The 12226-nt window shown below is 64.2% G+C and carries 15 protein-coding genes; 9 read left to right on the top strand and 6 right to left on the bottom strand.

Annotated features, from left to right (window positions below):
• Positions 1-65: 65 nt before the first annotated feature.
• Positions 66-656 (bottom strand): recombinase family protein, encoded by a 591-nt coding sequence (locus EDF53_RS00075; RefSeq protein WP_123291687.1) that lies wholly within the window; start codon positions 654-656, stop codon positions 66-68.
• Positions 657-794: 138 nt separating this feature from the next.
• On the opposite strand from EDF53_RS00075, the gene EDF53_RS00070 reads away from it, so the two are divergent.
• The 5 genes from EDF53_RS00070 (at position 795) to EDF53_RS00050 (ending at position 5390) form a co-directional block, all read left to right on the top strand.
• The gene (locus EDF53_RS00070; protein ID WP_123291686.1) at positions 795-1631 is read left to right on the top strand and encodes a hypothetical protein; all 837 of its coding nucleotides are present in this window, start codon (positions 795-797) and stop codon (positions 1629-1631) included.
• Between the two features lie 428 nt (positions 1632-2059).
• Entirely contained in the window at positions 2060-2722 is a 663-nt protein-coding gene (locus EDF53_RS00065; RefSeq protein WP_123291685.1) for a hypothetical protein, read from the top strand.
• 172 nt (positions 2723-2894) lie between these two features.
• A complete protein-coding gene (locus EDF53_RS00060; protein ID WP_148058225.1) occupies positions 2895-3599 on the top strand; it encodes a hypothetical protein in 705 nt (234 codons plus the stop codon).
• A 98-nt stretch (positions 3600-3697) separates the two neighbouring features.
• Complete coding sequence (locus tag EDF53_RS00055; protein ID WP_123291683.1) at positions 3698-4282, top strand: recombinase family protein; 585 nt, start codon at positions 3698-3700, stop codon at positions 4280-4282.
• Between the two features lie 82 nt (positions 4283-4364).
• Positions 4365-5390: a S66 peptidase family protein gene (locus EDF53_RS00050; RefSeq protein ID WP_123291682.1), complete on the top strand. Its 1026-nt coding sequence runs from the start codon at positions 4365-4367 to the stop codon at positions 5388-5390.
• Between the two features lie 20 nt (positions 5391-5410).
• Here EDF53_RS00050 and EDF53_RS00045 read toward each other — a convergent pair whose 3' ends face one another.
• Positions 5411-5896: a GNAT family N-acetyltransferase gene (locus EDF53_RS00045; RefSeq protein ID WP_123291681.1), complete on the bottom strand. Its 486-nt coding sequence runs from the start codon at positions 5894-5896 to the stop codon at positions 5411-5413.
• 503 nt (positions 5897-6399) lie between these two features.
• Between EDF53_RS00045 and EDF53_RS00040 the strand changes: the two genes are divergently transcribed.
• Positions 6400-6954: a hypothetical protein gene (locus EDF53_RS00040; RefSeq protein WP_123291680.1), complete on the top strand. Its 555-nt coding sequence runs from the start codon at positions 6400-6402 to the stop codon at positions 6952-6954.
• 23 nt (positions 6955-6977) lie between these two features.
• Positions 6978-7436, top strand: coding sequence for a hypothetical protein (locus EDF53_RS00035; RefSeq protein ID WP_131921972.1), 459 nt, complete (start codon positions 6978-6980; stop codon positions 7434-7436).
• Here the strand turns inward: EDF53_RS00035 and EDF53_RS00030 are convergent.
• The 4 genes from EDF53_RS00030 to EDF53_RS00015 form a co-directional block, all read right to left on the bottom strand.
• Complete coding sequence (locus tag EDF53_RS00030) at positions 7426-7770, bottom strand: hypothetical protein (RefSeq protein ID WP_123291678.1); 345 nt, start codon at positions 7768-7770, stop codon at positions 7426-7428. The genes EDF53_RS00035 and EDF53_RS00030 overlap by 11 nt on opposite strands.
• Positions 7771-7913: 143 nt before the next feature.
• Positions 7914-8354 (bottom strand): hypothetical protein, encoded by a 441-nt coding sequence (locus EDF53_RS00025; RefSeq protein ID WP_123291677.1) that lies wholly within the window; start codon positions 8352-8354, stop codon positions 7914-7916.
• Positions 8355-8389: 35 nt separating this feature from the next.
• Positions 8390-9637, bottom strand: a complete 1248-nt coding sequence (locus tag EDF53_RS00020; RefSeq protein WP_123291676.1) for an MFS transporter — start codon at positions 9635-9637, stop codon at positions 8390-8392.
• 76 nt (positions 9638-9713) lie between these two features.
• Complete coding sequence (locus tag EDF53_RS00015; RefSeq protein ID WP_260215131.1) at positions 9714-10316, bottom strand: cysteine hydrolase family protein; 603 nt, start codon at positions 10314-10316, stop codon at positions 9714-9716.
• Between the two features lie 215 nt (positions 10317-10531).
• On the opposite strand from EDF53_RS00015, the gene EDF53_RS00010 reads away from it, so the two are divergent.
• The gene (locus tag EDF53_RS00010; protein WP_123291674.1) at positions 10532-11200 is read left to right on the top strand and encodes a hypothetical protein; all 669 of its coding nucleotides are present in this window, start codon (positions 10532-10534) and stop codon (positions 11198-11200) included.
• Positions 11201-11219: 19 nt separating this feature from the next.
• Entirely contained in the window at positions 11220-11585 is a 366-nt protein-coding gene (locus EDF53_RS00005; RefSeq protein ID WP_185020880.1) for a hypothetical protein, read from the top strand.
• Positions 11586-12226 lie beyond the last annotated feature (641 nt).

Below are 12226 nucleotides of genomic sequence, written 5' to 3'. Positions count from 1 at the left end.
TACGGTTCCGGTCGCAGGTGAGGCTCCGCTCTCGAACGCCTGCGTTTGAGAGCGGAGCTGAGGGATTAGCGGTTGGGGTGTGCTTGTCGTTCGATGCAGCGGTAGACAGTGGCTCGTCCGATACCGAACAGCTCGGCGAGTTCAGCGACCGAGTGAGTGCCGGCTTGGTGGACCTCAAGGAGGTGGCGTTGTTGCGCGTAGCTGAGTTTGGGCTGCCGGCCGCGGAGATGGCCCTTGGCTTTCGCGATCTGCATCCCTTCCCGTGTTCGGGCGCGGGCTCGGATCAGATCGGATTCGAACTCGGCCACCATGGCGAGGACGTTGAACAATAGCCGGCCGACGGGATCGTTCGGGTCGTGGACGGAACCGCCGATGTTCAGCTTGACGTTCTTCGCAGTGAGCTCGTCGACGATGTCCTTCGCGTCGCGGAGGCTTCGTGCGAGCCGGTCGAGCTTCGCGATTACGAGAGTGTCCCCGTCACGACAAGATGCGAGCGCTTCGCGCAGCCCTGGTCGAGATCTGTTCGTGCCAGTCAGGCCATGATCGGTGTGGATGTTGGGCGGGAGGACTCCAAGCCGTTCAAGCGCGACTCGCTGAGCGGTGAGGTCCTGTTCGTAGGTTGAGACGCGGGCGTACCCGATGAGTAGAGCGTTCATGGCGCGAGGATCCGCCGACTTCCCGGTTCCGCCTCGTCTCGCACCGCGATAGTTCACCGGGCGCTCGACAGGCACCCGTTGGCAGCGTCCTCGCGCTTCCCCGAGCGGAAGTCATCGAGGCTGAGATAACGTCAGCCCGTGGATAAGTTCCTCAGCGACCCGGCAGGCCGGCTGTACCGATTCCTGGAGCACTGCGCAGGCGTGCACCCGAACACTTCAATACTCGAGGGGTGGCGGAGCTATCTCGATCTTCCAGACGGCACAGGGCCCGGCCCGATCATCACCGGCATCGCCCCGCTCTTCGTGCTCCCGGACGTAGTCGAGGGCCTGCTCCGATCCACCGAGCACGCCGAAGAGAACCTCGATGACTACACCCCTGCTCTCACGGCGGCTCGGGCCGCCATGTCAGTCGTCGCTGAGGCGACAAACGGCATGTCGCTGATGAAGCAGCGTTTTGACACCGGACACGTCCAGTCCCTCAGGAGCTGCAGCCGCCTTCTGCAACGCCTACCTGGAGTCGCTGCCCCGTCCGAGGGCCAACTAGCGGAAGTACGAGACAGCGCGCAGGCGTTGATCGAGTCGATCAACGACGCAACGGATCTCCCAGCCGCAGTGCGGGAGACCTTGCTCGGTTACGCGTACTCGGCCATCCACGACGTCGATCTCTTCAAAATCGGTGGCGCCGATGCTCTGATTCGAGAGGCCAAGCGCTTCCGGGGTCAGCTGGCGCTTGACCCGTGGTCGATGGTGCCGCCCCCATCGGAAAAGGGCGTGTTGTCTGGCGTGAAGCGACTCGCAGCGGCATTGGGTGTGATCGCGTTGGTCGTTCATACCCCGGTCGCTATCGGTGCCGATCTCGATGAGTACAAGAAGGCGCTCACTTCGATCACGGAGGAAGTACCCGCGGAGCTCCTTGCTCCCGGACAATTGTCGCTACCTGCCTTAGAAGCGCCAACAACAAACGACCCAGTGTGACCAAAACCTGCCAGTTCGTGACTTCAAAGTTGCAACTCCACCCGTGCAGGTTCGTTAGTCGGATTCTGCCGGGTCATGTGGCTTGGGCCGGCGGTGCAACGCTCGCAGCCAGGACGAGATCGCTCAGACGTCACTGGCTGAAGACGACGTCGGCCACGGCCTCGCTGACGAGCACGGATGTGTGCCCTAGATGAGGTGCTGCACGGTGATCGTGACGAGCCAGTGGTTACCTCGTCGAGTACCGAGCTCGCTGACTATGAGGAACAGTGAGTCACGACCCTCGAACCTGCCCGCCAGCCGCCGATCGCGGATATCGCCAGCCTCAATAGCCGGTCGGCTTCCGGGACCCGATCATGACCCGCAGCGAAGCGAGCGCACGAACGGCGCTGCTCGAGCCGGTACCGTGACCTCGATGGCGAGGAGGCTACATGCTTGGATCAGATGCGCCGGGGTATGACGAGGCTAACGACCAGCGTTGGCGAGAGTATCTCCAGTTGTTGCGGAATGTCCGCGGGGGCGACGAGGCGAGCGCGATCGCTGCAAACGACGACATCCGGTTCCTTTTTTCGATGCAGCCGGAGGTTCTGATGAGCCGGATGCAGAACGAAGCACGATGGGCGGGCACTAGTGAGCACTTCGATGGCGGGCAAATCGAGAACGTCGACGAGGACGAAGCGCTTCCAATACCTCGACGCGGCAGCACCCCCGTCGACTCTCAGCTCGAACTGCTGCGACAAGCCATCGACGACGATCGCTCGGAAGACACGACAGCTTGGGCAGTCGACGGTGATTCAGAGGAGGCCATCGACTACCTCATCGACCACGCCGGCGACAGCTCAGCGGCGACGCTTGGACTCGTCAACCTCGCGATCAATGCTCACCTATCTCAGGGGCAAGTGCGGCGGATCTACGAGTTGGATCTGCTCGCAATCGGCGAGGGGTTAGAGGGCTTCGCGATGGAGCTGACTTTCGAGGAGAACGTACTCATGAACATCGCGAGTAATGACGCGACGCCAGCGGACATCCTCCAGACTCTCACTAAGCATGAGAACGGCGAGGTCGCGGAGTACGCGCGGGAGGGCCTGCGTTGATAGCAGTCGCACCCGGTCTAGGCCGCACGCAGGAACGGGAGCGTCATGCGCAGCAGAACCATTGTGTCCTTCAGCCGATAGCTCAGCGGGCGCAGTCACCTGAGGAGCACACCGAAGGGGCTGGCATCAAGATCACTCGATTTGAAGCGGACGAACACCCTAGGCTCTCCGCATGACTGAGCTCCCGACGTGCTGGTGGTGCGGGAGCACGGCGGACTCGCGCGAGCACAAGTTCAAAGCGAGCGAGCTTCGGGCCAGCCACGGACCTGAGTGGCGCGGAGAAGCAGCGGTCGTCCATGGCAGCTTCGGGGGTCAACAACAAGAGGTGCGCGGGCCCAAGGCAGACGAACTCAAATGGCCGCCTTCAATGTGCAAGGACTGCAACAACCGCCGCAGTCAACCGTTCGACCACGCCTACGACCAGTTCTTGCGGTTCCTCGAATTGAACGAGACAGCCGTGCTTGCGCGCGGCGGGCTGTCCTTCCGAGACGTCTTCGGCAAGGAGTGGCGTGCTGGCCGAAGTAACCTCATCAAGTACTGGGTAAAGCACGTCTGCTGTCGTGCGGTCGAGGTGGGCCTCTCGGTCCCGCCCGCCACATGCGCCTATCTCGACTCACCATCGTCATCTGGTGCGCCTCCCCACATCCGCATGAGGCTGATGATCAACAAGGCCGTGATCGACATGGCGGGAACCGATTCGCTCCACCTCGGGTCTTACTTCACGGACGCTTTGGGCTGGTCGGACCCGGACAGTGGGGAACTCATCGGATTCGATGCGGCGGTGGGTTGGGGATGGCTCGCTCTGGCGTACGAGTTCAGGATCCCTGATCCCTCGGGTGCCACAACTTTCCCAAGGGCCAGGCTCCGTCTGAACTGATCCGGCAGTTGACGACATTTGGATCCGTTCGCAACGCGTTCGTGGCCGTCCGCTAGTCGGTCGGCCACCGGACGGTCCGAGGAGCGCATCGTCGCGTCATGAACGCACTACTTATCGGATACGCACGCGTGTCCACATACGAACAAGACCTCACCGCCCAACGCGTCGCCCTCGAGCGACTCGGCGTCCTTCCGGCCGACATGCATACCGACCATGGGCTGACCGGCACGAACAGAGCTCGACCAGGGCTCCGCGAAGCCCTAGCTGCCTGCCGCGACGGCGACACCCTCGTCATCGCGAAGCTGGATCGGCTCGCGAGGTCGCTCCGCGACGCGAAGGACATCATCGACGAGCTGACCGCGAAGAACGTCAAGCTCAACATCGGGGGGTCGGTTCACGATCCAAACGACCCCGTCGGCAGGCTGCTCTTCAACGTCCTGGCGATGGTCGCGGAGTTCGAATCGGACCTCATCCGTGCCCGGACCAAAGAGGGCATGCAGATCGCGCGAGCGAAGGGCCACCTGAAGGGCCGACAACCGAAGCTCAGCACCGCGCAGCAGCGACATCTCCTTGAAGTGCACCAAGCCGGTACGCACTCGGTACAGGAGCTCGCTGAACTGTTCGCCATCGGGCGAGCCACGGTCTACCGCTGCATCGAGCGGCAGTCCCACCTCAACCACTGACCGAACTGGCATCCGCTCTCGGACCTCGTCCGAGAGCGGATCGGCTTGTGGGACATGCTTTGGATCCCGCTACCGTCGAAGCATGGCGAGCATCACCTACCCAATGCCGCTCCGAGCAGGCGGGCGGATCGAGGTTCCTGCACCGTCGATGGGGGTCCCTGCGCATCTCCTCGAGCGATTGCAGACTTCGGTCGAAGCGCTCACGACACTCGGGTTCGAGATCCACGTGCGCCCGCACACGTCCACGGCTGGTCTCACGCCGGCGCCTGCCGCTGCCCGCGCCGAGGATCTGCACGCTGCGTTCGAGGCAGCCGACGCAGTACTTCCGCCGTGGGGCGGGGAGCTTGCTATCGAATTGGTCGAGAAGATCGACTGGGACGCCCTCGCCGAAGCTCGCCCGTGGTTCGTGGGCTGGTCGGACATCTCCACACTGCTGTTGCCCCTGACCACGCGGACTGGGCTCGCGACACTTCACGGCGCCAACCTCATGGACGAGCCGTACGAGCTACCCAGCGAGTTCGAGCGATGGACCGACGTCGCGGCGCTTCCGCCAGGAAGCACCTTCGAGCAACGCAGCGCACCTCGCCGGCGCAGCCGCCCTTGGGGAGCATGGGCCGATGAGCCGTTGGATCGCGAGCACGCGTACGAAGCAGCTACGAAATGGCGGTCCCTCGACGGAACGGATCACGTCACGATGCGCGGCCGTTTGATCGGCGGCTGCCTGGAAACCGTTTCGCTGCTCGCCGGAACGCCCTACGGCGACGTGCCCGGGTTCGCGCGGAAGTACGCCCCGGAGGGCACGATCGTTTACCTCGAAGCGGCCGAGTCCAACGCGATCGCCGTGGTTCGGCTGCTCACCTCGCTGCGTCTCGCGGGCTGGTTCGAGGACGCAAACGGTGTTCTGATCGGACGCACCGACGGCCCGGCCGTGCCCGAACTGGCCCAGGACGAAGCAGTGCGTCGAGCGCTGGGCGACCTCGACGTGCCGGTACTCCTCGACTTCGATACCGGACACCAACCGCCGCAGATGCCACTCGTGAACGGCGCCATGGCAGAAGTCCGACTCAACGGAGCGGACAGTTCGATCGTGCAGCACCTCGTCCCGTAGGTCGACCGGTCAGGGATCGGCTACCGGGTAGGACCGCCAAGTGCGGAGCAGAGGGCTTTGAGTTCGCGCATCCACGCGACTTCCCGCTCGAGCTGGCCGGTTTCGGTGAACAGGCGCACTTGCTGCGTGTCGGACAGCACGGCGGCGAGCTCATCCCGGTCTGCCCGGCCGAATCCGATTTTTTGCCAGAAGGGCCCCGATCGGCGTGAGAAGAGCCATGCCCGCGTCGCGCCCGAGCTAGCTGCTTCTTCGAGGGCGAACCTCGCGAGACGGGTGCCGGCACCCGCGGTGCGCCGTCCGCTCGAGACCGCGACGCTCCGGATCAAGACGTCCGCACCGTCAGTGCTGGCTTCGTAGCCGGTGCTGCCGACGATGTTGCCATCGTGGTCGCGCTCTACCCACAGTCGGACCGCGGTCGAGTCGAGCCCAGCGATAGTGAGGTCAGCTTCACTGAGGAACGCGCGGAGCTCCTGGACATCGTCGTTCGTCACTGGCGAGTAGGCCATACCTCATGCTCTCGCACTACGCCGCCCGGTCAGGGATCGGCTACCGGACGCCCGTAGCGTCGTGATCATCAACTGCCGCTGAAGAGTTCGATAAGCAGGAGGGTGATGCCCGTCACCGCCACAGCAGCATTGCGCGCGCACAGCGCCTTCCGGGGGCGATGGCTCGGCTGCCTTCGCTGACGAGTTTGCTGCAACTCCGATCCGCGACCTCCGAAAGGGGTACAAGCTAGTGGGGCGAAACACCCGCTCGAGACATCGCGGCTCGTCTGTACGGTTATTCAGGTACGCCGACAGCAACGAGAAAGGCTTCAACGATGAAGTTCAGAACCGCCGCCTTCAGCGCAGCGACCCTTGTCCTCCTCAGCACTCTCGGGCTTGCTGGCCCCGCCAGCGCGGCCACGTCAGCGACCGACGACAACGGCGCAGCTGGTCAAGCCTGCGTCCAAGCGGCAACCGACCTCACCAGCAGCGGTGGAACAGGCGACTTCGCCTGCCTCATCACCATGTCCTCCGAAGAGGCGGCGAACCTCGCGCCACAGTCGAACGCCCGTGCCGACAGCGTCGGCTGCTATAACAGCACCCCCGTGCGCACGATCTGGGCTCCATCGTCGAGCGACATCGTCTACGGCGTGATCTACGGACAGGCGAACGACCCGACCAACGGCTCCTGGAGCAACTGCATCGACCTCACGTTCACCATCGGACTGCAGACCGACAAGCACATCTTCGGCCTGTCCGCTTTCTCCGTCCTCCGCAACTACAACGTGGACCTCAGCGGTGGCATCACTCTTGAGCAGATGGAAGGACTCCTGCCCAGCCGGACGGTGGACTCCACGGGCTACTCGAACCTCTCCGGCGACGGCTTCAACTTCACCGGCTCGATGGGCGGAACACACAACGGCACCTACATCTTCAAGCTCGGCAACATGAAGATCCAGGACTACGAGCGTGCGCACACGTTCAACCTCAACCTCGACCTCTCCACGTACCGTTTCCTGTGCACCCCGGGAGACAGCTGCCGGTACCCGGACGGCAAGGAAGCGCCGGTCTTCGGCTGAAACACCTAAGAGGAGGAGCGCACGTGAACAACCGCATCGAGGCAATTCGTGAAGCCATCAGAGCAGACACCGACCGTAGCGTCACCGCGACAGTCCTCATGCAGGACTTCAACGGTGTCGACGAGTGGAGTGTGAAGACCGACCTCCGGGACGCCAGCTGGACCGCCATCCACGTTGCAACACAACGCACCATCGTCTCCGACGGCTACAACGAGCGCATCGGTGAGGGGCACAGCAAGCGCCCCCATCCGGCCGCGAGCCTCATCTATCCCGACAGCATGTTCATCTGGGGTGGTGATCAGTCCGACTGGCATCCGACCGACGCAGAAGACGGGGACGGCTTCACCGTGCTCGTCCTTCGACACCGATTGGACCGTTCTCTCCTTGCTTCCATCACCTACGACCAAGAGCTGAATCTCTTTAGCAGGTTCGACTCGCCAACCCGCCTCATCCACCTTCGAGACGCCGCAGTCAGCCGGTGACAGGTACGTACGCCGTCACCCTTTCGTTGGGCGATGACGAGGGCATGAGGTCGTCCTTCTTCCCACGGATGAGGAAGATCGCCAGGAGCGATGCGAAGACCATGGCGATGCCGGAGGCGAGGAACGCGGCTGAGTATTCGTCGGTGAACGCAGTCAGCTGGTCACCACCGGCGGCGAGGGTGTGCTCGACGGCGCTGGCGTAGAAGACGGTAAACACGGCCAGGCCGATCGATCCGCCGATGTGGAAGGTCGAGTTGACGGTCGCGGAAGCGACGCCGGCATCCTCGGGCTGCACACCGGTGAGGGCGAGGTTTTGCAGCGGCACGAAGAGCATCGCCAGTCCAATCCCGAGGAGCACGAGCGCAGGGAGGCTGAACTAGGACCAGCCAGTAAATAGCCGGCAGGCCAACGAATCGAGGGGTGCGATGGACCTGTCTCGGTAGACAATCGGCTACCGGAACGACCCAGGACGCTCATTCAGACGGAGCCGCTGCCGTGCCATCCCCGGGGTCCGGCGGCAGCGGTGAGGCGTGCGTGTTCTTCGGTGTCGGTCTGATGCCATCCGTAGTTCGCGACGACGACGTAGCTCTCGCCGCCGTGATCTTCACGGAGGCGTCCCGTTCCCAAGCCGTCGGTGAACACCTCTTCGTCGATCCAAGTGAGGAGTTGACCGACCCAGTCGGTAGCATCCTCTGGCCGGGCGTAGACCCAGTACTGAGGCGACCCGGAGGCGGGCATCCTGATGAGCAGACGAGCGGACTCGCCGTCGCGCTGTGTGATGCGCACGTCGAGGACGTGTCCGTCTCGGACGCGGACGTCCGTGAGTCGGTAGTCCAGCCGACTGCTCTTCCGAGGGTCGAGAAGACGCCATGCTGTTTCCCGGCGCAGAACATCAACGATGGCCTCGTCACTCAGCATGACCGGATCCTCCCACGCGGCCGGTGGCCGATCCTCTATCGAACGGCGTTTGTCCTGAGTGGTGAGCACATCGCGACGATGACGGCGCCAGCGAACACGAGGGTCACCACGAGCAGCGCGGCGCCATCCCCAGCGACGGTCATGAGCGCACCGCCACCTACTGCTCCCGCAGCCGCAAGGGTCCTGTTTGCGCTGCGCATCGTGCCATTCATCCGGCCGAGGAGTGTGTCGGGTGTGACGGTCTGGCGGAGGCTCATCTCGTTCGCGTTCTCGCAGCCCGCGGCAGCGCCGTGTACGGCGAAGGCGACGAACAAGACAACGACGGTCGCCGGCGGTGCCGCGACGCCGATGCCAACGGTCGTGAGCGTGATGGCCGCCCACGCGATCGGGTACGCGGCTCGAGCGGCGATGATCGTCCGGCCGGCACCGAAGCGGGCGCCGAGGCGCGGCGCCGCAGTGGCACCGACCAGCATCGCGACGCCGCTGACGGCGAGGATGGCCCCGTACACGGCCGCTGGGAGCGCGAGCGTGCGGAGCGCTAGGGTCGCGAACACCGTCAATCCTGCGGCGTTGGCGAGGAACCAGAGATGTGTCGACAGTGCCAGCGGTGCGAGCGTGGCATGACCGTACGTCCACCGCAGACCATCAGCGATGTCGCTCCGCAGCCGCGCACCCGCCGTGCGCGCTGCCTTCCGCTCAACAACGCGGACCCGGCCGATGAGGACAGCGTTGACGAAGTAGCTCACCGCATCGAGCGCCATCGCGACCGGCGCTGTCACGACGCTGACCAGGACACCTCCGAGAGCCGGGCCGACCGTCTGCGCTGCAGCGTCACTCTGATCCACCCGCGCGTTCGCCGCCAGGAGGAGAGGACGCGGCACGATTCGAGGCAGGAGCGACTGCGTCGCAGCGAATCCCACAACGGACAAGATGCCGAACCCGAACAACGCGGCTGCCGTCACCCAAAGGTTGAGAAGTCCTGCCAGCCAGAGGACGGGGATCGCGCCGAGGCAGATGCCACGACCGACACTCGCCCAGATCAGGAGTGGCTTGCGCCGGAACCGATCGACGTACGCGCCGACGATCAGCCCGAACAATGCGTACGGCAGGAACTGGGCAGCGTTCACCAGCCCCACCTCGAACGGGCTAGCGTGCAGCACCGTCACCACGAGAACGGGCACGGCCACCGCGCTCACCGCTGATCCGAACGACGAGACGGTCGCCGCAGACCAGTACGAGCGGAACTCGGGCACTCGGCCCAGCGTGGTCACGTCCTCGCTCATGCGCCAACGCTGGCAGACCGCAACGCTGCGAGCAAGACAGTTCGCACCACCCGTCCCTGTCTCGTTCGGCGATCGCTCACCGGTCGGGCTGGAACCGCACCTGATCGTGCCGTTCGGCGGCATACCTGTGGCCGGGGTAGCGCAGGCTGTCGAAGAACATGTTCGTGTGCGCGACGATCTGCTCGCCGGCGATGAGGACGCGGTCGTGCTCGGCGTCCGTCGTCGTGTGCGCGTCGGACACCAGCGTGACGTCGAACCCACGCGCGGCCGCTGCTTGCGTGGTCGTTCGGATGCAGTAGTCGCTTTGGGCGCCGGCAACGACGAGGTGTTGAACACCCAAGGAGTGCAAGACGTCGGCGAGGTCGGTGTCTGCGAAGGAGTCGCGGTACTGCTTCCGGACGAGCGGCTCGTTCACCCTTCTTTCGAGCGGTGCCGCAAGTGCCCACTCATTGGTGCCCTCCGCGAAGCTGCCGTGGTCCTGCACCCACACCACAGGCACACCTGTCGATCGCGCGCGCTCGACCAGCTGCGCAGTGCGACCGAGCACGCCGCCGGCGTCGAAGCAGCCCTGCACGACGCCACGCTGAAGGTCGATGACGAGAAGCGCAGTCGTAGCGGGCATACCCAATCCTCTCAACCAACGCGTCGGGCGGCCGATCAGCTGACGAGACGCGACCACGACACGGAACGGTGCACGGTGATGACACCCACCGAAGCTGCTCAGAACGTCCCCCTCTGGAGCGTCGGCTATATCCCGAATCACTAGAAGCGGTTCAGGTGAACGTAAATTCAGGTGTTGCCAGGTGATTGCAAGGAATGGTTTTTGATCGCCGATAGCGTCCTTCGCAGCAGCTCGGGGGGAAAGGGGCTTCCTCCGCGCCTTCGGGAGGAAACATGCTGAACAAGAACAGATCCAAGCTTCGCCTGCTGGCAAGCGCTGGCGCACTCATCGCGGTGACTGCGGGGATCGTCGTGCCGGTCTCATCGGCGACTGCGGCGACCGCTGGCAGCGTCATCCTGAATTCGTGGGAGGACTACAAGGGCCGCAACGTCTTTGTCCGCGAGGGTGCGTACAGCACTACGACAGCGAAGGGCTTCGGGATGAAGAAGATCCGCACGAAGCACAACATCAAGCTGATCAACTCGCTGAAGTTCGCCACGAACAACCCCAACGGCGGAACGGCGAAGGGGCAGAAGCGGCAGTACGACGCTTGGGCAAACAAGATCGAGTGTGTCAACGGCAAGAACTGTAAGTACACCGACAGCCGTCCGTTCCACGTCGTCATGGACTACCGCAAGGTCGGCGTGTACTACGGCGTCGACCTGCACCAGACCACTCTCGGGATCGCCACGGCGTACTGCACGAACGAGGACAAGGCGCACGATTGCCCGAGCTGGGTGGACACAGCCTTCCAAACTCCGACGGACCGGATCGGCAGCAAGCGTGCCGCCGTGCAGTCCGACGCCGACGTAAGCGAGGATTCCGTCACGCTCAGCTACGAGCCGCTCGGCCCGGTCACTGAGCCGTCGACCGGTGAGTCCGGACTCGACGCCGACGACTGAGCGTGCTTGCATCATGACCATGGACTACGCGACCGCAGACGACCGGCGCGCATATACGGAAACGTTCATCGCCCAGCTTCAGCACCTTTTCCAGACCGACACGGACTGGAACACGGGCATGGAGTGGGTCGGCGCCCGCGCCCTCACTGATGATGTTGCCGTCGTGCTCTACCGGGATCGGCCGAACGGCCCGGTCCTTGGCCGCCGCTACGACCTAGCGCAAGAACGCGCACTGTTCACCGACAACAGCGCGAAATCGTTGGCAGCTGAGGCATGGACGGGGGACTTCGTAGACCCGTCGGGCCCCGGCGAACCCCGTGCTGTGGATTGGGCTGACGGTCTCTGTGACACCCCGGGCGACGTGTGTTGGGTCGGAGTGGCTTGATAGCCCTGGCTTGCTGGCAGGCGTGGACGCAACGCGAAGCTGCGTTCACGCCTGCTCTGCTTTGAGCGACGGCTGTTGCGATGCGCGAGCTTCGCCAGCTGTACTCCGAGCTGGCTCGCTGTGCCGTCCGGGTTGCAGGAAGAGATGCTCGCACGTCGCCCGTCCCGGTAGACGATCGTTCAGTGAGACGAGGGCGCCGGTGGTGGTGTCTATGCTGCTGCACGATGTCGGCGATCTGCCCGAGCACCTTCGATAGGTGGAGATGTGACCTGATCCTTGGTCACTCTGGAGAGCACGAGTGTGTCTACGGGAGCGAGCGGGTGCGTTGGAACGAGCGGGCCACAGGTCACGCGCTCCGTGAACGAACTCGATTGCCGAGGTAACTGGCGGCACGTCGGACGTCGCCTGCTTCCGCTCCTCGGAAACAAGCAACGCCCCGTCGCGAGCGACGGGGCGTTGGCCGTTCCGGTCTGCCATGCACAGCCGGAGTACGTGGGGTGTTACTTGATCTGTGCGGTGATGGTGGCGGTGCCGACGAGGAGGCCGCGCTTGACGGCGTCGGTGCCGAAGGTCTTGTTCAGCAGGCCGGCGGCGTCTTCGGAGACGTGGACGGTGGTGCCGGTCAGGATGGCGTTGTCGCC

The organism is Curtobacterium sp. PhB78, assembly GCF_003751685.1.
Taxonomy (GTDB): Bacteria; Actinomycetota; Actinomycetes; order Actinomycetales; family Microbacteriaceae; genus Curtobacterium.
This window is presented reverse-complemented; position numbering and strand designations above follow the sequence as displayed.